A 22,612-nucleotide genomic window follows, 5' to 3' on the forward strand; every position below is an offset into this window, starting at 1 on the left:
GCCGGCTCCCTACGCCCAGGGCGGCGCGGGACAGGGCGGCGGCACGCACGGCGCCGGGCAGGTGCCCGGCGGCGCCCCGGCGGCGCCCGCGGCCTCCGCGGAACCCGCGACGCAGTACCTGCCGCCCCTGAGCGGTGACGATTCTGCTGCGGCTACGCAGTACCTGCCGCCTGTGGGCGGCGGCGCGGCCTCCGGGGACGCCTCCGCTGCGGCCACGCAGTACTTGCCGCCTGTGGGCGGCGGTTCCAACGGTGGCTCCAGCGGTGGTCCTACGGGTGGGGATTCCGCCGCTGCGGCCACGCAGTACATGCCGCCCGTGGGTGGTGGTCCCGCGGGCGGGGACTCGGCCGCTGCCACGCAGTACCTGCCGCCCGTAGGCGGTGGCCCCGCGGGCGGGGATTCCGCCGCGGCCACGCAATACCTGCCGCCCGTCGCCGGAGGCGCTCCGGTCGGTGGTGGTCCCCTCGGAGGCGCTCCCGTCGGTGGCGGTCCCGTCCCGCCGCCCCCGTACCAGCCGCCGCTCGGCGCCGGCCCCGCGCAGGGAGAGCGGCCGCCGCCCTCCGAGTTCGACGGCCTCTTCCGCGCCTCGGCCGCCTCCGCCGCGGCTTCCGCTTCCGTCTCCGCCTCCGCTCCCGGTTCCGCCGGTCCCCGCGGTGCGGCCGCAGCCGCCCCCGGGCACATACCTCCGCCGCGTGCCCCGCACGCGGCGCCCCCGCAGCCCGCCCCCGCCTCCCCGCCCTCCCGGCGGAAGCTGCCCACCGCGGCCATCGTCGGCATCGTCGTCGCCGGCTGCGCCGTCGCGGGCCTCGCCGCCGGTGCGCTGCTCAGCGGCGGGGGAGACGAGAAGAAGAGCGACACCCCGCAGAACACCGCCGTCAGCTCCGCCACGCCCGGCGACGCGTCCGACCAGGGCGACGGCGGCAAGAAGGAGCCGTCGGCGTCGGCGGACCCGGCGGATCCGGTGGCCGCCCAGGCCAAGGCCCTGGACGCCCTGCTGAAGGACAGCAACAACAGCCGCGACGCCGTGATCAAGGCCGTCGACTCGACCCGGGACTGCAAGGACCTGGGCAAGTCCGCGTCCGACCTGCGCGACGCCGCCAAGCAGCGCGACGGCCTCGTCACCCGGCTGCAGAAGACCGCGATCGACAAGCTCCCCAACAGCGCCGAGCTGTCGGCGCAGCTGACCAAGGCGTGGCAGTCGTCCGCCTCCGCGGACACCCACTACGCGGCGTGGGCGGACCAGGTCGGCGGCAAGCACGGCTGCATCAAGGGCCACGCGCGCCCGTCGGGCGAGAGCACCGCGGGCGACCGTGCCAGCGGCGACGCCACGGCCGCGAAGAAGCAGGCCGCGGAGCTGTGGAACCCGATCGCGAAGAAGTACGGGCTGTCGCAGCACTCGTGGGCGCAGCTCTGACGATCACCGGCGGAGGGGCGGAAGGCGGGGGCTCGGGCCGGATGTCAGTGGGGGAACGTACGATCGATTGCTATGCAGGGTTCGGAGAAGTCTTCCCGCCGCGGCCGCCGCTCGACCACCATGGACGGCATGCCGCTCAATGACATGCCGTGGTGGCGCTGGCGTGCCCAGGTGCGCTCGGCGCTGCACATGCTCTCGGACCCGGTCTTCCAGCGCGAGCGCTGGCTCGTCGGCGACGCGGGCTTCGGGGACGTGACGGACGCCGTCTACCGACTCGTCGAGGACACCTGGCTGGACAACTGGTCGGCCGAGAAATACATCGGGACGATCTTCCGCGACTCGGGCGAGGCCGCGCTCGTCGATCTCGCCGTGCTGCGCGTCCTGCGGATAATGCACCAGGTCGGGCCGGACGCCCCGGTCTCGGCGTATCTGGAGCACCACGGCTGGCCGGAGGCGGTCCAGGCCGCGCGGGAGGCGCACGTGCGGCTCGCGCTGAACGACGGGGACGAGCCGGAGGCCCCGCCGCGCCCGCTGGAGGTGCTGGAGCGGCTGACGCAGGTGCGCTGAGCCGCGGCCCCGACCGCGGCGCGGTTCGGGGGGCCCCGCGGGTGTGCGAGGCTATTGGGCTATGAACGCCTCCCAGTCCCCTGCCGCCGAAGGGGCCCCAGCGCAGCCCGAGCAGTACGTCCTCACCCTCTCCTGCCCCGACAAGCAGGGCATCGTCCACGCGGTGTCCAGCTACCTCTTCATGACCGGGTGCAACATCGAGGACAGCCAGCAGTTCGGTGACCACGACACCGGGCTCTTCTTCATGCGCGTCCACTTCGGCGCGGAGGCGCCCGTCACCCTGGAGAAGCTGCGCGCCAGCTTCGCCGCCATCGGCGACTCCTTCCACATGGACTGGGAGATCCACCGGGCCGACGAGAAGATGCGCATCGTCCTGATGGTGTCCAAGTTCGGCCACTGCCTGAACGACCTGCTCTTCCGCTCGCGGATCGGCGCCCTGCCGGTGGAGATCGCCGCCGTCGTCTCCAACCACACCGACTTCGCCGAGCTCGTCGGCTCCTACGGGGTCCCGTTCCACCACATTCCGGTCACGAAGGACACCAAGCCGGAGGCGGAGGCGAAGCTCCTGGAGCTCGTCCAGGCCGAGAACGTCGAGCTCGTCGTCCTCGCCCGCTATATGCAGGTCCTCTCGGACGACCTCTGCAAGGTCCTCTCCGGGAAGATCATCAACATCCACCACTCCTTCCTCCCGAGCTTCAAGGGCGCCAAGCCGTACCACCAGGCGCACGCCCGCGGCGTGAAGCTGATCGGTGCGACGGCGCACTACGTGACCGCGGACCTCGACGAGGGCCCGATCATCGAGCAGGAGGTCGAGCGCGTGGGCCACGAGGTGACCCCGGAGCAGCTGGTCGCCATCGGCCGCGACGTCGAGTGCCAGGCCCTCGCCCGCGCGGTGAAGTGGCACAGCGAGCACCGCGTCCTGCTGAACGGCCGCCGGACGGTCGTCTTCGCGTAGTACCGGGAGCGAGCGTCGGCCCGCCGCCTCGGGCTGATGCCCGCGAACGTCTGTGGCCCGCATCCTCGATGCGGGCCACAGACGTATTCCAGGCCCCTCACATCCGCGACAGCGAAGCCGTCGCGTACAGCGCGTCCAGGATCGCCTCGCGGTCCCCGGACTGGCCCGCTGCCGCGTCCTCCGGGTGGACGTGGCCCGCGGCGAGGCGGCAGAACTCCATGGCGTCCAGGGCGACATGGGCGACCTCGGTCGCCGGGGAGGGCGTGGCGGCCGGGGAGTCGAGGGCGATGTGCCAGTGGCCGCCGCCGCTGCCTTCCACTTCCAGGTGGAGGGAGCGGCCGGGCGCGCCCGCCACGGCCAGCGTGTGGGCCGGCGGGGCGAGGCCCGCGCGGCGGCGGGCGACGATGGCGGCCGGGAGCATGCGGGCCGCGAGGCCGACCAGCTCGTGGAGGTGGCCGGGCGACGGCGGGTGGTAGGGGTAGTCGACGGCGTCGGCGATGTCCTCCGCGTGGATCCAGCACTCGAAGGCCCGGTCGAGGAACGCGTCGCGCACGGGGAGCGTGGACGGGCCGTACGGGACGGCCGGTCCGGCGGCCTCCTGATCGGCGAACGACGCGCCTCGTATCAGCGTGCGGCCCTGTTCCCGCCACTCGGCCCGCACCGCGCCCGGCGGCGTCGAGGACCGTGCCGCCCACAGGGCCTCCGTGCGCTCGGTGGGGGTGCCCGTGGCGGCCCCGAGCGGGTCCGGCAGGCCCAGGGCCCTGGCGACGAGGCCGTCGACGGCCGTGAGGTGGCCGATGACCGCGGCCACCGTGGTGTCCCGGCCGGCGGGCCGCTCGCCGTCGAACCACCGCAGCCGCACAGGCGCCTGCCACTCCGCCTCGCCGATGTCGTGCAGGAGGGCGTCGAGGCGGGCGGTCTCCGCGTCGTAGGGGGCGGCCCACGCGGGCACGGGGACGCGGGCCGGACGGCGGCCCAGGCAGGAGGCGAGCACGCGCGAGCGCAGCCGCGGGTCGAGGTCCAGGTTGTCCTCCGGGTGGAGCAGGGCGACGGCTTCGCGCAGCCGTACGGCTTCGTCCGCGCAGGTGGCGCAGTCGGTCAGGTGGGCCTCGACGGCCGCGGTCTCCTCGGCGGAGCAGGCGGCCAGGGCCCACGCGCCGAGGAGGGACTTGAGGACCTTGTGCGACCTCGGAGCCATGTCGGACGTCGGAGCCATTTCGGGAAGAGGGGGTGAGGCGGGAGCGGCGGCGGGGCCGGGATCGGGCGCGGGAGCAGCGGCAGGGGCGGTCCCGGGATCGGGTGCGGGATCCGGTGCGGGAGCAGCGCTGGGCGCAGGGCCGGGCGCCGGTGCGGGGGCCGCTTCCGGCCACCGGGGGCCGTCCTCCGCCGCCGTCCGCGGCAGCGGTATCCGCGGCGGCCCGGACGGACCGGAGGCGCCGTTTCCGCCTTGTGGGCCCGCGCCGCCCCGGCCGAACTCCTCGCTCACAGTGCCCCTCCGTGCGCCGGCGGCGCGATGACGCGCGGCCCGCGGTGCGCGGTGGAGAGCAGCTGCAGCCCGAGGCGCAGCCGGCGCCGCGCCTCGTCCTCCGTGACGCCGAGCTGCGCGGCCGCCCGGCGGTAGTCGAGGCGGCGCAGGTAGGCGAGGTCGAGCGCGGCGCGCAGCGGGGCCGGCATGGACGTGACGATGTAGTCGGCGCGGGCCGCGGCGGACGCCGCCCGCACCTTCTCCTCGATCTCCTCGGGCGTGGCCGCCCCGGCGCTCTGGGACTGCCGCAGCCGCTCCACCGCCTGACGGTGGGTGAGCCCGGCGATCCAGGAGCGCAGCGAGCCCTCCTTGGGGTCGAAGTCGCCGGGGTGCTCCCAGACGTGGCCGAAAACCTCGCGCGTGACGCGGTCGGCGGCGGCCTCGTCCTCAAGGACGCGGTGGGCGAGGGTGTGCACGAGGGAGGCGAAGCGGTCGTAGAGTTCGCCGAGGGCGGCCGCCTCGCCGTGCGCGAGCCGCTGCTGCATCTTGCGGTCCCACCGGGGTGGTGCTCCGTCGGTCGCCATGGCTGCCCCTCCGTCCGCCGCTGGTTCTCGTCGATCCGATCCGCCGAAAGTGTGTCCGTCGCACTCATGCCCGGCGTCATGCCGCACCGCGCTTGTGCCCACGGTCACATACTCCTCGAATGTAGTGGCCGGGTCCGGCGGTCCGGCCGCCTTTGCGGGGAACATCGTGAAGATCGCCCCACCGGGCGGCTCCGGATGGTATTGCCACGGTCACTTTCCGCACATCTGGCCGATCGTTACGGATCGTACGTGCGCGAATGTGCCGATGTGTTATGCGGGTGTGACCGGAACTTTGGGGATTAACGGTTCGAGCTGGGCATAGGCTCGTTGGGGGCCGGCGCCGCACGCCCGGTCCCACCGGCGTTTCACGTGGGCGAGACGGGGGAGACGCCGGGCAGCCACGGCTGCGGAAAGGTCCGTTCCGGGGAGCGAGAGACCGAGCGAAGGGGCTTCGAGCGCGTGACGTTGAAGGTGAAGGACGCCGAGCGCGGGGACTGGGCCGTCCTCCGCGTCTCCGGCGAGATGGACCTGGTGACGTCGCCGGTGGTCCGGCAACGCGTGCACGACGCGGTCGCCGACGGACGGCGCAGCCTCGTGCTCGACCTGGCCGAGGTGCGCTTCTGCGACTCCAGCGGCGTCGGCGTCCTCATCGCCGCCCGCCGCCTGATGCGCTCCTGTCAGGGGCGGCTGAGACTCATCCTGCCCCCGCAGGGCGGCGCGGCGGACGGCTCCCACGTCAACAGGGTGCTCGGCGCACTGGGGGTGCGCCGCCTCTTCGAGATCTATCCGGACCTGGCCACGGCCACCCACGAGGGCCGCGACAGCGGCGAGGCCCTCCCCGCGCAGTCCGCCTAGGCGGACCGCTCCGCGGAGGGGCCCGCCCCTCCGACCCCCGTACCTCTCCTACCCCTCCCGCGGGAACCCGGCCCGTACGACGAAGCCGCCCTCCCGCGTCCCGTGTGCCTCAAGAGTTCCGCCCAGGCTCTGCGCCCGCTCGCGCAGTCCCACCAGTCCGTGCCCGCCGCCGGGCAGCCCCGGTGCCGGGACGGCCGCGTCCGGCGGTCCGTTGCGGATCTCCACCAGCAGCGTCTCCGCGGCGTCCTCCGCCAGCCGCACCCGTACCCGCGCACCGGGCGCGTGCTTGCGGGCGTTGGTCAGCGCTTCCTGCACCGTGCGGAACGCCGCGCGCTCGACGGCCTCGGAGCGCGCGGTCCCGGGAGCGCACGCGTTCTCGTACGTCACGTCGAGCGCGCTCAGCTCGATCAGCCGGGGCAGGTCCGCGAGGCGCGGCTGCGGGGTGAGCTCTTCGGTGTCGGCCCCGGCGGCGCGCAGGATGCCGACCATGTGCCGCAGCTCCTCCAGCGTGCGCACCGACAGCTCGCGGATCCTGCGGGCCCCTTCGCGCGCCTGCTCGTCGCCCGTGCTGATCTGGACGGCGCCGGCCTGCAGGCTGATCAGGCTGACCTGGTGGGCGACGACGTCGTGCATCTCGCGGGCGAGCCGGGCCCGCTCGGTGGCCAGGACCTGGTCTGCGAGCAGCCGGTCCTCGCGCGCCCGGCTGCGCGTCAGCTCGTCCAGCCGCGCGCCGAGCTCGCGCCGGGTGCGGGTGAGCAGGCCGAGCGCGACGGGCGTGGCGGCGGTGACGCACGCGTCGAGGAACTGGAGGGCCACGTCGCGCCGGTCGGCGAAGGAGAGGTGGGAGATCGGGTACGGCAGGAAGTGCGCGGCGGCGAGCAGCGCGGCCGCCCCCACGAGCAGCCGCCGGTCGGTGCGCAGCGTCGCCACCGTGTACAGCGCGATCATCGGGGCGAACCAGACGTAGCCGATGTAGATGCCGGGCAGCGTCACCGCGAAGACGGTGAGCGGGAAGCGCCGGCGCCACACCAGCGCGGCCGCGGCCGCGAGCGACACCCCGAGGTCCAGTCCGGGCTTCGGCCCGTTGACCAGCAGGGCGTCCACCACCGCTATCAGCACGGGGACGACGATGGGGAGGGCGGTGCGCACACGCGGGGGAAGCCGGCGCGGGCCCGCGGCGGTGGTCACGCGCCCGCCCCCGGGCCCTCGTCCTGCGGCCGCTGCTTGCCCTGCGCCGTGACGAGCCCGGCCCGGTCGGCGACGATCGCGGCCTGGACGCGGTTGAGCCCGCCGAGCTTGCCGAGCACCGCGCGGACGTGGTCCTTGACCGTGCTGGGCGCGAGCCCCATCCGCTCGGCGATCTGCGGGTTGGCCAGCCCCGCGCCGAGGTGCGCGAGCACCTCCCGCTCGCGCGGGGTGAGCACCGACACCGCCTCGGCGGCCGTGGTCTCCGCCTCGGACGCGAGGTAGCCGCCGATCACCGCGCGGGTCACGCCGGGATCGAGGACGCTGCCGCCCGCCGCGAGGGTCCGCACGGCCTGGACGAGCTGCTCCGGGTCGGTGTCCTTGAGGAGGAAGCCGGTCGCGCCGCCGCGCAGGGCCGCCGCCAGGTACTCGTTGGCGTCGAAGGTCGTGAGCATGGCGACCGCGGGCGGGCGCGGGGCGGCGCGCAGCGCGCGCAGGACGGTCAGTCCGTCGACGTCCGGCATCCGGATGTCCAGCAGGACGACGTCGGGGGCGCAGTCGCGCACGGTCGCGACGGCCTCGCCGCCGCCGCAGTCGGCGACCACCTCGATGTCCGGGGCCGTGCCCAGGATCATCCGCAGCCCGGACCGGACGAGCTGCTCGTCGTCCACCACCGCAACACGGATCACCTGCCGTTACCTCTTCCACGCCTACTGCTGCCTGCGCTGCTGCTCTGTGCGTTCACGACCCGCTAGACCCTGTTCGGAGGGGTCCGGTTCCGGTCGCGTTCCCCAGCCTGCCGTACGGGTCCGACAACCATCGCCGAAAACGGAGCGTGGCGCTCCGCCCGATCGCCCTTCGGACGGTCGGGCGGCGGGGCCGGTGGCGGGTCCGACGGCCGGCACCGCCCGGCCACCCCGGCCGGCCCCCGCCCGGTCCCCCCGATCGGCGGAGACACCCCCTCCGATCGGCGGGGGCGAACCGGGACCCGCGGCGGATTCCGTACGGGGCCTACGGACGGCAGAGTGCTGTCCGTACTGCAGCATGCCGGGACTGACCTACCGGCAGTGAGGTGTTGCGGCACACGGCCACGGACCGCCGCATCCCCCACAAGCGGCGGCCCGTGGCCGGGGGAATGCCTTTGTTCACAGGGGCCCGGAGCCGTGCGGCGCCGTCGTCACATCGGCGGCGCCGCCGGTGCCGGTCCCAGCGTCGTCGTCCCCGGCGCGGCCCGGTGGCCGAGGCCCGTGCGGTACGCGTCCAGCGCCGCCTCGACCCGGCCCGTCCGCCGCAGCAGGTCCCCCAGCAGCCGGCACAGGTCCGCCAGGTCCCCCGCGGCTCCCGTCCGCTCCAGCAGTGACAGCGCCGCGCAGTAGTGCTCCTCCGCCGTCTCGGTGAGGCCCCGTTCCTCCGCGATCAGCCCCAGCAGGCGGTGCGCGCCGCCCGCGTGGACCGCGCCGCGCTCGGCGCCCAGCGCCGACTCCGTGGCCGACGGCGCCAGCAGCGGGCTCAGCAGCCCCTCCGCCTCGGCCGCCTTGCCGCGCCGCCGCAGCACGTCGGCCAGTTCCACCTCCACCTGCACGGTGAACAGCGGCGCCCGCTTCGACGCCAGCATGTCGCGCGCCGTCCGCAGCTCGCTCTCGGCGCCCTCCAGGTCGCCGTTCTGCGCGCGGACGTAGCCGCGCATCCAGTGGCAGTGCGCGAGCTCGGTGCGGATGTGCAGCTGCTGGTAGAGCTCCTGGGCCTTGGCGAGGGAGGCGTCGGCCTCCGCGATCCGGCCCTCCGCGATCAGGGTGCGGGCCACGCCGCGGTGCATGCCGGCGACGAGCGCCGGGTCGTCGACCTGGGGAGCCAGCGCCAGGGCCAGCTCGGCGGCGTGCGCGGCGCGGGCGTGCGCCCCCATGTCCATGTACGGGGCGATGGACGCCGTGTAGAGGAGCAGCAGCGCGTCGGGGTCGTGCAGGCCGGAGGCGTTCAGCTCGTCCAGCGCGGTCTCCAGCAGGTAGCAGGCGTAGCGCAGTTCTCCCGCCAGGAGGTGGGCCGTGGCCCGGCCGCGCAGCGCGGGCACGCGGCGCGGCAGCGGCTCGTCGGCCAGCAGGGCCTCGGCGGCGGCGTAGTGGTCGCGGGCCTCGGTCAGCTCGCCCGTCTCCAGGGCGCAGTCGCCGAGCCCGAGGCGGGCGGCGGCGTGCTCGGAGGTGAGCTCCGCGCGCGCCGCCTCGTCGCGCAGCGCCGCGTAGCGGGCGGCGGCGTCCTCGGCGGCGCCGGTGGCCAGGGTGCGGCGCGCGTCGGTGAGCCGCATCCGCAGCCGGGTCGCCAGGTGGGCGGGGCGGCCGGTGGCGAGCTCGTCCACGGTGGTCCCGAGGCGGTCGGCGAGGTGGCGCAGGGCGGTCTCGGAGGGGCGCACGCGGCCGGCCTCCAGGGTGGAGATGTAGGCCGCGGTGTAGGCGGGCTCGGCGAGCTGGCGCTGGGTGAGGCCCTTGGCCGTCCGCAGCCGCAGCACGCGCCGGCCGATCTCGGCGGGCCCGTCCGCCCGTATGCCGTGGGTGCTGTTCTCGGCCACTGCTGCCCCTCGGTAGGTTACGCCGTGCATTTCGCGGTGCACCGCGTCATGCATTTCGCCCTGCACGCCGCCGTGCACCGCGTCATGCGCTTCGCCGTGCACCTCGCCGTGCGTGTCAGGTACTACGTGACGACGTGAGGATGGAACCATGCCGGATGCCCGCGCCGGGCAGGATCTCGCAGGGGGCGCACAGAGGCGCGGAGGGGCGCTCGGCGCCGCACCGTCCGGTGCGGCAGCACCGTCGGTGACCGGCCGGCACCGCCAGCCCGGCCTGGTCCTCACCGACCACCACTTCGACGTGCCGCTCGACCACGACGACCCCACCGGTGAGCACATACGGGTCTACGCGCGCGAGGTCGTCGCGAGCAGCCGCGAGCACGACGAACTGCCCTGGCTCGTCTACCTCCAGGGCGGCCCCGGCTTCCCCGCCGGCCGCCCCGTGGGCCGCGACAGCTGGCTCGACCGCGCCCTGGAGGACTACCGCGTCCTCCTCCTCGACCAGCGCGGCACCGGCCGCTCCACCCCCGCCACCCGCCAGACCCTCCCGCTCCGCGGCACCCCCGCCCAGCAGGCCGACTACCTCGCCCACTTCCGCGCCGACGCGATCGTCCGCGACTGCGAGCACATCCGGCGCCGGCTCACCGGCGACCGGCCGTGGACCGTCCTCGGGCAGAGCTTCGGCGGCTTCTGCGCGGTCACCTACCTGTCGTACGCGCCCGAGGGCCTCGCCGAAGTGCTGATCACCGGCGGTCTCCCCGGCCTCGACGCCGACGCGGACGCCGTCTACCGCGCCGCCTACCCGCGCATGGAGCGCAAGACCCTCGCCCACTACGACCGCTACCCCGGCGACGAGGCCGCCGCCCGCCGCATCGCCGCCCACCTCGCCGAGCACGAGGAAGTCCTCACCGACGGCACGCACCTGACCGTCGAGGCCTTCCAGCAGCTCGGCATCCTCCTCGGCACCGGCGACGGCTCGCACCGCCTCCACTACCTCCTGGAGGACGCCTTCGCGGACACGGCCGACGGACCGCGCCTCTCCGACGCGTTCGCCGAACAGGTCGCGGCGATCCTCTCCCGCGCCCACTGCCCGCTCTACGCGCTGCTCCACGAAGCCATATATGCCCAGGACGGGGAGGCGACGCACTGGGCGGCCGAGCGCGTACGGGCGGAATTCCCGCAGTTCGACGGGTTCGGTCAGTCCGGCGGGTTCGGCCGGCACGACAACGACGGCGGGCGCTTCCTCTTCACCGGCGAGACCGTCCACCCCTGGATGCTGCACACCCACCCCGCCCTGCGCCCGCTGCGCCGCACCGCCGAACTCCTCGCCGAGCGCAAGGGCTGGACACCGCTGTACGACGCCGGCCGGCTCGCCCGCAACACCGTGCCCGTCGCGGCGGCGATCTACCACGACGACCTCTACGTCGACACCGCGCACTCCCTGCGCACGGCCCGGGCGATCCGCGGGCTGCGGACGTGGGTCACGGACGAGTACGAGCACGACGGGGTGCGGGCGGGAGGCCGGGCCGTACTGGACCGGCTGCTGAAGCTCGTACGGGACGAGGCGTGACGTCCGGAGGCGTGACGTCCGTGACGTCCCTCAGTCCAAGCGCTCGTTGATCGCGTCCATTGCCGGGAGCCTCCCGGGCCCCTACGTTGAGCCGCGCATTAAAGCGACTTGACCCGCCACTTGACACCCTGTCCGGTGGCGGCCGAGCCCCGGAGGCCCCCTATGAGAAGACGAACCACGAGACGACGAATATCCCTCGCGGCCGGCGGGCTGGCGCTCGCAGCGGCACTGGCCGTCACGGCGCCCGCCGCGGCCGCGAGCCCCGACCGCGCCCAAGGCACTCAAGGAACCCCACACACGCAGGACGTCGAATACTTCACCGGCCCCGACGGCCACCCGCGTCACACCACCATCCCCGCGTCCCCCGCCCTGCCGCGCCCGCTGCTCCCTTCCGCGAAGGGCGACGGTGACGTCACCCCGGTCGTCACCAACGGTCCGGTCGGCTCCAAGCTCGACGTCGTCTTCATCGGCGACGGCTACACCGCGGGCCAGCAGGGCGACTTCCACGCCGCAGTACGCGCCAAGTGGGCGAAGATGTCGGCCGTCGAGCCGTACGCGTCCTACACGAACCTCTTCAACGTGTGGGCGGTCGACGCGGTCTCGCGCGACTCCGGCGTCACCAATGACCCCGCCAAGGGCGTCACGAAGGACACGGCCCTGCGCTCGTACTTCTTCTGCGACGACATCGAGCGCCTGCTGTGCGTCGACACCGCGCGCGTCGAGTCGTACGCGGCGAAGGCTCCGGCGGCGGACCTCGTCGTCGTCCTCTCCAACTCCACCAAGTACGGCGGCGCGGGCTACAACGACGTGGTCTCGCAGGTCGGTTACGACGGCGTCGCCACGGCGTCCTCGGACCATCCGAAGTCCGACCAGGTCGCCGTCCACGAGACCGGGCACTCGCTCGGCAAGCTCGCCGACGAGTACCAGTACGACGAGTACGGCACGTACACCGGCTCCGAGCCGCGCGAGGTCAACATCAGCACGCTGGACGCCGGGCAGCAGGCCGAGAAGCGGCAGAAGTGGTACCGCTGGCTCGGCAGGACCTCACCGGACGGCGGCACCGTCGGCTCCTACGAGGGCGGCGGCTACTACCCCAAGGGCCTCTACCGCCCCACCGAGAACTCGATCATGCGCACGCTGGGCCACGAGTTCAACCTTCCGGGGCGCGAGGCGATGATCGCGGGCTTCTACCGCCACGCGAGCGTGCTGAGCAGCGACACCGGCACGTACGGGACGGTCTCGCGCCGCCGGCACGTCACCGTCCGGCTCGCCGCGCCCACGGTCACCGTGCGCTGGTACGTGGACGGCCTGGAGGCCGTCGCCGCGCGCGGCCGCACCGACGTCGTCCCCCGCGCACTGGGCGTGCCGGCGGACGGCCGCCCGCACACGCTGAAGGCGAGGGCGGTGGACCGCACGGACGCGGTCCTCGACCCGGAGCTGCGGGGACGGCTGAGGGGGGAACTGGTGTGGGGGGTGACGCGGTGACGCGCTAGCGTCCCTGCGTCCCTATAAGGGGCGCGGGAACTGCGCGATCAGCCACGTGCGGCCCGCAGTTGACAGCCCGGCCGTGTCATCCCGCGTCCAGGAAGGGCGCGTCCACGTAGGCGCGAGCGAGGCGGCCGTAGCCGCGATCAAGCACGGCCGCGGCCGCCTCCCGCACGCCCTCGGCCGGTTCCCCCGCGGCCAGCGCGGCGTGCACCGCATCGAAGCCCAGCTCCCGTACCGCCCCCGCCAGGGACGCGAACGTCTCCAGCTCGTCCCGTACGTCCGCGTCCGCGGCCCGCTCTCCCGCCCGTTCCAGCAGGGCGGCCAGGAGCTGGTCGCGGCGCTCGCGGGCCAGCGGGAGGTAACTGCGGCGCAGGGAGGGGCTGTCCAGCAGGATGCGGGAGAACGTGCGCGCCTGGGGGAGGGAGTCCGCGGCCAGGATCGTGCCGACGGCCTCGGTGCAGGCGCGGCGCAGCCGCTCGATGAGCTCCGGGCCGGTCGCCGCGCCGCGCACGGCCTCGGCGATGCCCGGCTCGAACTCCAGCCGGCGGCCGAAGAAGATGTCCTCTTTCGACGCGTAGTGCGTGAAGACGGTGGCCGGGGCGACGTCGGCCGCGGCGGCGATCCGGGTGAGCGTCACGGCGTCGAAGCCCTCGTCCGCGAAGAGGCGGAACGCGGCTTCGGCGATGGCGCGGCGGGTCCGCTCGCGCTTGCGGCCGCGCATTCCGGAGGCGGGTGCGGCCGGTGCGGCGGGGGTGCCCGGTGCGGCTGCGGTGGTCGCGGTGGCCGTGGAGCTCGTGGTCATGCCTCCCAGGATAGCCGTCCGGCAAGTAAAAATAGAGGTGCTACATTTTTGGAGCACCTCTATTTTCGAGGTCCGCCCGCTGTCGGTCCACCCACTGCCGGAGGACGTCACTGCCATGCGAGCTGCCGACCCCTCGTCACCCCGATCCCGCCCCGCCATACGCAGGGCCGGCCGGTCCCGGACCGGCCGGCCGCCGTCCGCACGCGCCACGACCGCGATCCTCGTGATCGCCTGCACCGCTCAATTCATGGTCATCCTCGACGTGTCGGTCATGAACGTGGCCCTCCCGGCCATGCGCGCCGAGCTCCGGCTGGGCCCGGCGGGCCAGCAGTGGATCGTCAACGCCTACACCCTCGCCTTCGCCGGCCTGCTGCTCCTCGGCGGCCGGGCGGCCGACCTCGTCGGCACGCGGCGCGCCTTCCTCGCCGGCGTCACCGCGTTCACGCTCGCCTCCCTCGCGGGCGGCTTCGCCTCCGAGGGCTCCCTGCTGATCGCTGCCCGCGCGGTCCAGGGCGCGGGCGGCGCCGTCCTCGCGCCCGCCACCCTCACGCTGATCATGCGCACCTTCACCGAACCCGCCGCCCGGACAAGGGCCATGGGTGCCTGGAGCGCGGTCATGGCGGCCGGAGGCGCGGTGGGCGGCGTCGTCGGCGGAGTGCTCACGGAGTACGCCGGGTGGCGGTGGGTGCTGTTCGTCAACGTGCCGATCGGGGCGGGGCTGCTGGCCGCCGCGCTGGTCTGCGTACCGGCTGCGGAGGCGGCCGGGAACGGCACCCATGCGGGTGCCGGGGAAGGCGCGGGTGCCGGTGCCGGGACCGGGACCGGTGCTGCGGGAGGGCTGCGCCGCCTCGACGTCCCGGGCGCGGTGTCCGTGACCGCCGGCCTGACGGCCCTCGTCCACGGCACCGTCGCGAGCGGCACGCACGGGTGGGACGCGTGGATGGTGTGGGGCTCGCTGGCGGCGGGAGTGCTGCTCCTCACGGTCTTCGTGGCCGTCGAGCTGAGGGCCCCTCACCCGCTGGTCCCCCTCGCGACCCTGCGGCGGCGCACCGTCGCCACCGCCAACCTGCTGGTGTTCTGCATGGGCGCGGCCGCGTTCTCGATGTGGTTCATGCTCTCCCTGTACTTCCAGCAGGTCCTCGGAGAGAGCGCTCTCGTCGCCGGGCTGTGCTTCCTGCCCGGTTCGGCCGCCATCGTCGCCGGCGCGCAGATCTCCACCCGCCTCATCGCCCGCACCGGCCCGCGCCCGCTCGTCCTCACGGGGATGACGATCAGCACGGTGGGGTTCCTGTGGATGTCGCGCATCGGCGCCCACGACGGCGGGGACTACGTGGCGGACGTGCTCGGCCCGTTCGTCCTGGCCACCCTCGGCGCGGGCCTGGCCATAATGCCCGTCACCGCCGCCGCCACCAGCGGCACGCCACCGCACGAGGCGGGACTCGCCTCCGGCCTCGTCAACACCTCCCGCCAGGTGGGCGGCGCGCTGGGTCTGGCCATGCTCGGCACGGTGGCCGCGCACGCGGGCGGGGGAGCGGCGGGCTACGGCAGGGCGCTGCTGGTGGGGGCGGCGTGCACGGCGGCCGCGGGGGCGGGAGCGCTGGCGCTGCCGCGGCTGCGGCTGCGAGAAACCGACCGGAGAGAGCCCGGCCCCGGCCGGCGAGAGACCAACCGTTTTCCAAGGAAAGGCTGACCGTGTCCAACGAACTGAACCACTTCATCGTCCACGTCAAGGACCGCCGGGAGACGGGCACGTTCCTGTCCTGGCTGATGGCCGCGCCCGCCCCGCTGGAATGGGGCCGCTTCACCCAGGTCACCAGCGCGAACGGGGTCGGCATCGACTTCCTCGACGACCTGGTGGACCCGGGCGGCATCAACCGCAGCCACATCGCCTTCCTCGTCACGGACGAGGAGTTCGACGCGATACTCGGCCGGCTCGCGGAGCGGCAGGTGCCGTTCTGGGCCGATCCGCTGCTGAAGGTGGCGGGCGAGATCAACGACGAGTACGGCGGCCGCGGGGTCTACGTGCTCGACCCGGGCGGCACGTGCGCCATCGAGTTCATGACGACGCCGTACGGGGACCAGCCGTCGCCCCGGTCGGGGGTGGCGACGGCCGGGGCGACGGCCGGGTAGGGGTCAGGCCGCCCGATCAGGCACGATGCCGGTGACGCCTGCGAGACGTGTGAGTTGTGCGTGGCGTATGAGGTGTACGAGGCATGTGACGGCGGCGGGAAGAGCCGCCCGGGAAGGGAAGCACGTTTCAGATGAGTGGGCTCGGCAGCGGCAGAGGGCAAGTGGACGCGGAACGGATGGTCGCGGAGGCGCGAAAGGCGTTCTTCGTGATGTTCGGGTTCCTGGCCCTGGTGTGGGCGGTCCAGCTCGCCAACTGGGCGAGCGACTACGCCTTCTCCCGCCACCACGGGATCGTCCCCGGTGACGTGGGCACGCTCCCCGACGTCTTCGCCGCCTCCTTCCTCCACTGGAGCTGGGAGCACATCGAGGCGAACTCCGGCCCCCTCTTCGTGTTCGGCTTCCTCGCCGCCTACCGGGGCGTGGCCCGCTTCCTCGGGCTGAGCGTCCTGCTGATGGTGAGCAGCGGGCTCACGGACTGGGTGTTCGGGGACGCCGGCACCCGGGGCGTCGGCGCCAGCGGCCTGGTCTTCGGATACTTCGCGTACGTGGTGGTCCGGGGCCTCTTCGACCGGCATCTGATCGACTCCCTGATCGGCGTCGTCATGGCGGCGTCGTACGCGTACCTCCTCACCGCCGCCGTGCCGGGTGCCCCCGGCATCGGCTGGCTCGCCCACCTCGGCGGGCTGGTGGGAGGCGTGGTGGGGGCGTGGGTCTTCCGCGACCGCGACCGCGACCGGGGCGGCGTACGGGGCGGCGAAGGGGGCGGCGAGCGGGCGGCCGTCGAGCCCGCCGCGGCGAATCCGAGGGCCGCCCTGTACAAGGAACTCGACGACTTGGGCCTGCTGTAACAGCGCCGGACGGACAGGCGGGCGAGCGGACTGACTGGCTGACCAGACCGGACCGGGCACAGGATGTCGGGTCCGGGAGCACGTGCCCTTCCTAACGTGAAGGACGTAAGGAAGAGAAGGAGATCCGCAGTGCTGGACCGGCTCAACGAGGCCCTGGAACACATCGAGTCGCATCTCGACCGGCAGGTCGACGTGGCCGGGCTGGCGCGGATCGCGATGACGTCGGAGTACCACTTCCGCCGGCTGTTCTCCGCGCTCGCGGGGATGCCGCTGTCGGAGTACGTCCGGCGCAGGCGGCTCACCGTGGCGGGCGCCGAAGTGCTCGCCGGCGAGCGGACGCTGCTGGAGATCGCGGTGCGCTACGGCTACGGCTCGGGGGAGGCGTTCGCGCGTGCGTTCCGCGCCGTGCACGGCACGGGTCCGGGCGAGGCCCGGCGGAACGGCGCCACGCTGCACTCCCAGCCGCGGATCTCCTTCCGTCTCGTTGTCGAAGGGAGCAGCAGCATGCAGTACCGGGTTGTGGAAAAGCCGGAGTTCCGTGTGGCCGGGAAGAAGGTTCGTGTCCCCCTGGTCCACGAGGGGGTGAACCCGGCGATCGCCGATTTCATCCGCGGCATCGACCAGGAGACGATCCGGCGCATTTCCGCGCTGTCCGACCAGGACCCGGAGGGGATCGTGGCGGTGAGCGACGACCTCGACCCGAGCCGCGCCGAGGGCACCGAATTCGACTACTACCACGGCGTGGTGACCGGTTCCGCCGACGTGCCGGAGGATTTGGACGCGCTCACTGTCCCGGCGGGCGCGTGGGCGGTCTTCGAGAGCTCCGGCCCGTTCCCGAAGGCCCTCCAGTACATGTGGCGGGACGTCTTCACCCAGTGGTTCCCGTCCAACCCGTACCGCAGCAGGCCGGGCCCGGAGATCCTGCGCGTCCGGATCACCCAAAGCGCGGCGGACGCGGAGGCACAGGCGGACGCGGAGCTGTGGATACCGGTGGAGCGGACGACGGCCTGAGCCGGGTGACGGCTTGGGCCGGGTGACGGCCCGCCCGGGCCGCATTGCAGCGCCGGGTGACGGCCTGACCGCATGACACGCGCGCCCCCGGCGATGCCGACCACCGGCATCGCCGGGGGCGCGCGCGGCTCACCCCGCCGCCAGTTCCCTCTCCAGGGGCGTGCGGAAGCGCGGGGTGACCCGTACCGCGCCCAGCCACGCCGACAACCTCGCGGCCTCGGCGGCGATCGCCGCCTCCGCCTCCGCGCCCGCGTCCGCCAGCAGCCGCCAGGCGATCTCGCCGTTCGCCCGCTGGGCCCAGCCGCCGATGACGCGGCCGTTCCACCACACCGTGGGGCCGACGTTGCCGGCGCGGTCGAAGAGTGCGGGGACGTGATCGGGGGAGAGGTACCAGTCGCGGCCGCGCCAGCCCATGGCGGTCGGGTCGAGGCCGGGGAGGAGCGCGGCCCAGGGGGCGGGCTCGGGGTCGTCGTCCAGGTCGCCGGCCAGGACGTGGGCGGTCTCCCCGCGCGCCAGCTCCGCCTCACGGGCGCCGATGTCCGCCAGCGCCCGGCGCGTGTCGCCGAGGGTCCAGCCCGTCCACCACTTCAGGTCGGCCTCCGTGGCCGGCCCGTACGCGGCGAGCCAGCGCCGGGCGAGCTCGGCCTTGGCCTCGCGCACGTCCATCTCGGGGATCGGCGGCACCGGCGCCCACGGGTAGAGGCTGCTGGTCCACGACCCGCGCGGCCGGGCGCGGCGCACGTGCCCGTCCGCGGCGAGCAGCCGCAGCACCCGGCTGCCGATGCTCTGCCGGCTCTCGTACGCCTTGCCCGGCGACGTCACGAGCGTCTCGCGCAGGGCGGGCACGTCCTTGCCGAGCTCGGCGGTGGTGGCTTCGCCGCGCGCGGCCAGCGCGTCCAGGACCTCCCGCTCGGTGCGGGCGAGGCGCTGCTCGTCCCAGGGGGCGTGCCCCTCGGTGTGGGCGCGCAGGCGCTTGAGGAGCATCGCCCGCTCGCGGGCCGCGATGGCGCGGGCGGTGGAGGAGCTCACGTACGGGGCGAGATCCGTGGTGACGGCGAAGATCGTGTGCCGCATGGACAGCAGCTTGACGAGGGACACGTCCTCGTACAGCGCCCGTTCCACGTCACCGGGGGAGGGCTCGGCCAGCCGCGCGCAGGCGGAGAGGTAGACGGTCGCGGCGTCGGTGGCGTGCAGTCCGACCAGGGCGTCCGCGACCTCCTCGGTGCTGCCGGCCCGGTGGGCGGGGGCGAGGAGGTGGCGCCGGGCGAGGCGCGCACGGCGCTGGTCGTCGGAGACGCGGGGGCGGGGGCTGCTGCTCATGGGGGCGAGGGTAGAGCGGATGTAGGACGGATTCCGTCCTTCAGGGCCCGTGTACGGGACATCCCTGAGGCGGGGTCGGGGGAGTGTGGGGGACGGGTCGGGGCGATGCCCGATGTAGAGATGATCTTGGTTCGGAAGACTCGTCGGCATGGAGCAGACGAAGAGGAAGACCCCCGGCCGCAGCGCCCTGCTGGCGGCGGCGCTGGCCGCCGCACTCGCGGCGGGGACGGCCACGGCGGCCGGCGCCGCGACGCCGAGGCCGGACAAGAAGGCGCTGGAGGAGTCGATCGCCGGCTTCCCGAACGCGGACGTGAACGGCGCGCTCGTCCGCGTCGCCGGCCCCGGCGGCCACTGGTGGGGCACGTCCGGCGCGGCGGACAAGGAGACCGGCGCGTCCGTCCGCTCGGACTCCTCCTTCCGCATCGGCAGCATCACCAAGCTCTTCACCGGCACGGTGATGCTCCAGCTCGCCGCCGAGCACCGGGTCGACCTGGACGCGCCGGCCCGGCGCTACGTGCCCAGCCTGCTCCCCGACGCCTTCCAGGACGTGAAGGTCGGCCAGCTCCTCAACCACACGAGCGGCCTGCCGGGCCCTTCGGCGCTGACCTACGGGGACGGCTCCAACAAGTGGTTCGCCGAGAACCGCTTCCGGTCGTGGACCCCCACGGAGATCGTCAAGGCGGCCGTGGAAGGAAAGAAGCCGGCCTTCCCGGCGGGCGAGGCCCAGCAGTACAACGGCATCAACTCGCACGTGGCCGGACTGATCATCGAGCGCGTCACCGGCCACACGTACGCGGAGGAGGTCCGCAACCGCATCACCCGCCCCCTGGGCCTGCGCCACACCTACGTCCCGGCCGCCGCCGACGTCACCCTCCCGGAACCCCACGCGCACGGCTACCGCACGGTGGACGGAACACTCGTCGACGTCACCGAGCAGAGCCCGTACCCGTGGGCGGAAGGCGGCATGATCTCCACCGCGCCGGATCTGGACCGCTTCATCACGGCGCTCCTCGGCGGGCGGCTCCTCCCGCCCTCGCAGCAGCAGCGGATCTTCGACCTCCCGGACGTCCCCAACGCCCCCGGCAACCACCACTGCGCGAGCCTCACCGACCCCGGCAACCCCGGCCGGGCCTGCTTCAGCCGCATCGGCCTCATGCGCACCGAGCTGCCGGACGGCACGGTCGTCTGGGGCAAGACCGGCTCCGAGCCGGGCTACACCAACGGGATCTTCGCGAAGCGTGATCTGTCGCGGCGGGTGGTGTACTCGCTCAATTACAACAACCCCCCGGGCTCCAGCGAGCTGCGGTACATCCTGCGGATAGCGGGGGCGGCGTTCTCTGCGGGGCCGCGGGAATGAGAAAGGGGCCGGACGCTCAGGCGTCCGGCCCCTCTCAGGAAAGTGTGCGCTCGGCAGGATTCGAACCTGCAACCTCTTGATCCGTAGTCAAGTGCTCTATCCGTTAAGCTACGAGCGCTCGGCTTCGGAGTGATGGCTACCACTCGTCGGCGTTGCGGGGACAATATTACCCGACCCGCAGGGGTGCTTTTTACCGCCACCCTCGGTGACGATCTCACTACGGCGCCCGCCGGGGAGGTCGCCGCGCGGCGCGCCGAGGGTGCCGCGGCTCAGGGCGCGGGTGAAGGAACGATACGGCTGGGCGGCGACGCGGAGGGTCGGCCCTTCGGGCCGCTTTGAGTCGCGTATGAGTATGGGGCCGGGGGCGCGTATGCCGTCGGGCAGGGCGATCTCCACGCAGTCCTCAGCCGCTGCGCTGTGGGTGCTCTTCTTGAACCTCACTGGGTCTCCTTGGCGATCCTGCGGATGAAGTCGCGGGACATCTCCGGGTCCAGCGCCTGGGCCTGCAAGTGCTCGAATGCGATGGCGTACCGCACGACGTGAGCGTCCTCTTCCAGGTAGATGGACTTCGCGAGAGGCTCGACGGCGACGACCGGCTCACCGACGTGGAAGTTGAAGACCGTGTAGGCGCCGTTGATTCCAGTGTGCGCCCCTGCCGCGAATGGGAGAACCTGCAGTTCAATATTCGGCTGCATCGATACGGTGAGGAGATGCTCAAGCTGACCTCGGAGCACTCCGCGGCCACCCACCTCTCGCCTCAAGCAGGCTTCGTCAAGTACGCACCTCAGCGTGAGTGGAGGTCTGTCTGATTCGGCGTTGTGGACAAGGATCCCTTGGCGCTTCATGCGCAACTCGGCGAAGGCGCGCACCTCGCGCATGGTCTTCCATACGCTGCTGCCCTCGATGACCGCGTGGGCATAGTCGACTGTTTGTAGCAACCCGGGGATGACGAGAGCGCCGTAGGCGTCGGTGCGGGTGGCGATCTCCTCCAGCTCCATGAAGTCGGCGAACGGTGAGCGGATGACGTCCCGATACTGGGTGTAAAGGGCATACTGCCGGCTGCTGTTGGCGAGCTTGGCGATCTCCTGCGTCTCGGCGATGCGATCAGCGTCTTCGACTCCGTACACGGCGAAGAATTTGTCCAAGTCGGGCGGCCTGTGCTTGCCGTTCTCGATTTTGCTCAGCGACGGGGCGCCGTAGAGGTCCAGCAGCTTGGCGGCGTCCGCCAAGTTCAGTCCTGCTCTCATGCGCATGGTCTTCAAGATCGTGCCGAGCCTTCGGCGTAGCAGCGTGGGTGTTGCGTCGGCCACGCGATCACCTCCCTGAACAGCGACTCTACTGACCCTAACTGCCCCTTCGTGAGCCCCTGTTCACCCACTCGGGCTAATCATCCCGAGCAAGGTTGCATTGAACTTTTCGCGAGCGCATCGTTTTCGCTGTCGCAGACGGAGCTCGGGGAGGCGTGAGGCCATGACCTACAGGATCGGCGCGTTCGTGGTGGACACCCGTGAGGGAAAGATCGCGCAGGTGATCGGGGCGGCGGGGAGCCGCGTGACGTTGCGGCGGCCCGGAGGCGGGCTCGAATGGGAGGCGCCGTTCGCCTCGTTGCGGCTCGCCACCCGGGAGGACCGGGAGGCCGCCGGGTTGTGGCCGGCCATGCGGCGGACGTACGGGTGCGTGGACTGCGGGCAGTTGAGGGACGCCTACAACGAAGCCGCCGCCGGAGGCGACCCGTACGCGACGGGCGAGGCCCTCGTCCTGCTGCGCCGTCACTGGCGCATGGTGCACATGGGGGGTGCGTGACCGTGCGGAGCACATGCGCTCACCGCGGCGGCTGGTTCGCCCGCACTCGGGGCGAGGCCCGCTGCCGCGACTGCGGAACCGTCCGTTTCACGGACTACGGCGCCCTCAGGCCGCCGGGCCTCCCGCACGCGCTGACCCCGAAACGGAGGGACGCACGCAAGGCGGACAGTGCCGCAGCGGCATGGATGGCGAACTTGCCCCGGAAGGTGGTGTGGTGGGGGCTGGGATCCGTGGCGGTGGGTGCGGGTTAGAACAGGCTGGCAGCGGGGGGAGGGGTGGGGGGTGCGGCTCCGTCGGGTGTCCGGCGCTGAGTGGGTGGTTGGCCGCCGTACTCGTGCCGTCACGGATGCGGGCGCGTGAGGAGACCTCCCCATCGGCCTGGGCTGATGGGGAGCTGGCTGCTGCCGCGATGTGGCTGGGGCCGTCGTGGGCGCTTCGCTCGGCGCGCCACCGTCGTGGCTGGGCGGGCGAGTGCGGGGGGTGGGGGGCTGGTGCCTTCTCGGTGCGGGAATCCACCGGCGGGGGCGGGGCTGGGCGGCGTAGAAGTGCGCGGAAGGTGTTGGCCGTATGCCTCGGCCGTCCCATGTGGCGGCCCCCGCCTCACGGGTCCCGGCGCTCGGCTGCGGGGGCCGGGAGTCGCCCGGGCCGGTGGCCGCGCGGCGTACAAGTGCGCCGAGGACGACAGTGCATGCCTCAACTGC

21 protein-coding genes, 1 tRNA gene and 1 pseudogene are annotated in these 22,612 nt (G+C 73.3%); 13 read left to right on the forward strand and 10 right to left on the reverse strand.

The features are described 5' to 3' along the window. The 3 genes and pseudogenes from B7P34_RS37445 to purU form a co-directional block, all read left to right on the forward strand. Positions 1-1,414: pseudogene (locus B7P34_RS37445) on the forward strand (hypothetical protein); the annotation flags it as partial. Between the two features lie 129 nt (positions 1,415-1,543). Then, entirely contained in the window at positions 1,544-1,981 is a 438-nt protein-coding gene (locus B7P34_RS11650) for an SCO4402 family protein (protein WP_223267748.1), read from the forward strand. Positions 1,982-2,042: 61 nt separating this feature from the next. Beyond that, the gene (purU, locus tag B7P34_RS11655; protein WP_106675775.1) at positions 2,043-2,936 is read left to right on the forward strand and encodes a formyltetrahydrofolate deformylase; all 894 of its coding nucleotides are present in this window, start codon (positions 2,043-2,045) and stop codon (positions 2,934-2,936) included. 97 nt (positions 2,937-3,033) lie between these two features. On the opposite strand, the gene B7P34_RS11660 is transcribed toward purU, so the two are convergent. Together B7P34_RS11660 and B7P34_RS11665 are read right to left on the reverse strand one after the other, a co-directional pair. Further along, entirely contained in the window at positions 3,034-4,134 is a 1,101-nt protein-coding gene (locus B7P34_RS11660) for a maleylpyruvate isomerase N-terminal domain-containing protein (RefSeq protein WP_223267749.1), read from the reverse strand. Between the two features lie 284 nt (positions 4,135-4,418). Then, positions 4,419-4,985: a sigma-70 family RNA polymerase sigma factor gene (locus B7P34_RS11665; protein WP_106675777.1), complete on the reverse strand. Its 567-nt coding sequence runs from the start codon at positions 4,983-4,985 to the stop codon at positions 4,419-4,421. Between the two features lie 459 nt (positions 4,986-5,444). Between B7P34_RS11665 and B7P34_RS11670 the strand changes: the two genes are divergently transcribed. Continuing rightward, the gene (locus B7P34_RS11670; protein WP_106675778.1) at positions 5,445-5,840 is read left to right on the forward strand and encodes an STAS domain-containing protein; all 396 of its coding nucleotides are present in this window, start codon (positions 5,445-5,447) and stop codon (positions 5,838-5,840) included. Positions 5,841-5,888: 48 nt separating this feature from the next. Here the strand turns inward: B7P34_RS11670 and B7P34_RS11675 are convergent, their stop codons facing one another. The 3 genes from B7P34_RS11675 to B7P34_RS11685 all read right to left on the reverse strand — a co-directional run bounded on the left by B7P34_RS11675 (position 5,889) and on the right by B7P34_RS11685 (position 9,585). After that, positions 5,889-7,028, reverse strand: coding sequence for a sensor histidine kinase (locus B7P34_RS11675; protein ID WP_106675779.1), 1,140 nt, complete (start codon positions 7,026-7,028; stop codon positions 5,889-5,891). Beyond that, positions 7,025-7,714 (reverse strand): response regulator, encoded by a 690-nt coding sequence (locus tag B7P34_RS11680; RefSeq protein WP_106675780.1) that lies wholly within the window; start codon positions 7,712-7,714, stop codon positions 7,025-7,027. Before B7P34_RS11680 ends, B7P34_RS11675 begins: the two co-directional genes overlap by 4 nt. A gap of 488 nt (positions 7,715-8,202) precedes the next feature. Then, positions 8,203-9,585, reverse strand: a complete 1,383-nt coding sequence (locus B7P34_RS11685) for a helix-turn-helix domain-containing protein (RefSeq protein WP_223267750.1) — start codon at positions 9,583-9,585, stop codon at positions 8,203-8,205. Positions 9,586-9,733: 148 nt separating this feature from the next. Between B7P34_RS11685 and B7P34_RS11690 the strand changes: the two genes are divergently transcribed. Next, positions 9,734-11,152, forward strand: a complete 1,419-nt coding sequence (locus tag B7P34_RS11690; RefSeq protein ID WP_189382697.1) for an alpha/beta fold hydrolase — start codon at positions 9,734-9,736, stop codon at positions 11,150-11,152. Positions 11,153-11,314: 162 nt separating this feature from the next. Next, positions 11,315-12,637 carry a M64 family metallopeptidase gene (locus B7P34_RS11695; RefSeq protein ID WP_106675783.1) on the forward strand — a complete coding sequence of 441 codons (1,323 nt, stop codon included), beginning with the start codon at positions 11,315-11,317 and terminating at the stop codon, positions 12,635-12,637. 85 nt (positions 12,638-12,722) lie between these two features. Here the strand turns inward: B7P34_RS11695 and B7P34_RS11700 are convergent, their stop codons facing one another. Then, positions 12,723-13,442: a TetR/AcrR family transcriptional regulator gene (locus B7P34_RS11700; RefSeq protein WP_189382699.1), complete on the reverse strand. Its 720-nt coding sequence runs from the start codon at positions 13,440-13,442 to the stop codon at positions 12,723-12,725. A 217-nt stretch (positions 13,443-13,659) separates the two neighbouring features. Here B7P34_RS11700 and B7P34_RS11705 point away from each other — a divergent pair, with 217 nt between their 5' ends. From B7P34_RS11705 to B7P34_RS11720, 4 genes are all read left to right on the forward strand, one after another. After that, entirely contained in the window at positions 13,660-15,132 is a 1,473-nt protein-coding gene (locus B7P34_RS11705) for an MFS transporter (protein WP_435693959.1), read from the forward strand. A gap of 2 nt (positions 15,133-15,134) precedes the next feature. Next, positions 15,135-15,572, forward strand: a complete 438-nt coding sequence (locus B7P34_RS11710; protein WP_106675786.1) for a bleomycin resistance protein — start codon at positions 15,135-15,137, stop codon at positions 15,570-15,572. Between the two features lie 161 nt (positions 15,573-15,733). Continuing rightward, entirely contained in the window at positions 15,734-16,420 is a 687-nt protein-coding gene (locus B7P34_RS11715) for a rhomboid family intramembrane serine protease (RefSeq protein ID WP_223267752.1), read from the forward strand. 129 nt (positions 16,421-16,549) lie between these two features. Continuing rightward, positions 16,550-17,431: an AraC family transcriptional regulator gene (locus B7P34_RS11720; RefSeq protein ID WP_106675788.1), complete on the forward strand. Its 882-nt coding sequence runs from the start codon at positions 16,550-16,552 to the stop codon at positions 17,429-17,431. 129 nt (positions 17,432-17,560) lie between these two features. On the opposite strand, the gene B7P34_RS11725 is transcribed toward B7P34_RS11720, so the two are convergent. Beyond that, positions 17,561-18,751 (reverse strand): winged helix DNA-binding domain-containing protein, encoded by a 1,191-nt coding sequence (locus B7P34_RS11725; RefSeq protein ID WP_106675789.1) that lies wholly within the window; start codon positions 18,749-18,751, stop codon positions 17,561-17,563. A 148-nt stretch (positions 18,752-18,899) separates the two neighbouring features. Here B7P34_RS11725 and B7P34_RS11730 point away from each other — a divergent pair, with 148 nt between their 5' ends. Continuing rightward, positions 18,900-20,108, forward strand: a complete 1,209-nt coding sequence (locus B7P34_RS11730; RefSeq protein ID WP_106675790.1) for a serine hydrolase domain-containing protein — start codon at positions 18,900-18,902, stop codon at positions 20,106-20,108. 45 nt (positions 20,109-20,153) lie between these two features. Here B7P34_RS11730 and B7P34_RS11735 read toward each other — a convergent pair. The 3 genes from B7P34_RS11735 to B7P34_RS11745 form a co-directional block, all read right to left on the reverse strand. Continuing rightward, positions 20,154-20,226, reverse strand: a tRNA-Arg gene (locus B7P34_RS11735). Beyond that, positions 20,217-20,549 carry a DUF397 domain-containing protein gene (locus B7P34_RS11740; RefSeq protein ID WP_106675791.1) on the reverse strand — a complete coding sequence of 111 codons (333 nt, stop codon included), beginning with the start codon at positions 20,547-20,549 and terminating at the stop codon, positions 20,217-20,219. The genes B7P34_RS11735 and B7P34_RS11740 overlap by 10 nt, the downstream gene beginning before the upstream one ends. After that, entirely contained in the window at positions 20,546-21,418 is an 873-nt protein-coding gene (locus tag B7P34_RS11745; RefSeq protein WP_106675792.1) for a helix-turn-helix domain-containing protein, read from the reverse strand. The genes B7P34_RS11740 and B7P34_RS11745 overlap by 4 nt, the downstream gene beginning before the upstream one ends. Before the next feature lie 160 nt (positions 21,419-21,578). Between B7P34_RS11745 and B7P34_RS11750 the strand changes: the two genes are divergently transcribed. Together B7P34_RS11750 and B7P34_RS39700 are read left to right on the forward strand one after the other, a co-directional pair. Further along, complete coding sequence (locus tag B7P34_RS11750; protein ID WP_106675793.1) at positions 21,579-21,911, forward strand: hypothetical protein; 333 nt, start codon at positions 21,579-21,581, stop codon at positions 21,909-21,911. Between the two features lie 2 nt (positions 21,912-21,913). Beyond that, positions 21,914-22,162, forward strand: coding sequence for a DUF6255 family natural product biosynthesis protein (locus B7P34_RS39700; RefSeq protein WP_223267753.1), 249 nt, complete (start codon positions 21,914-21,916; stop codon positions 22,160-22,162). The last annotated feature ends 450 nt before the right edge of the window (positions 22,163-22,612 follow it).

Origin of the sequence: Streptosporangium nondiastaticum, from assembly GCF_003011965.1 — a bacterium.
Taxonomy (GTDB): Bacteria; Actinomycetota; Actinomycetes; order Streptomycetales; family Streptomycetaceae; genus Streptomyces; species Streptomyces nondiastaticus.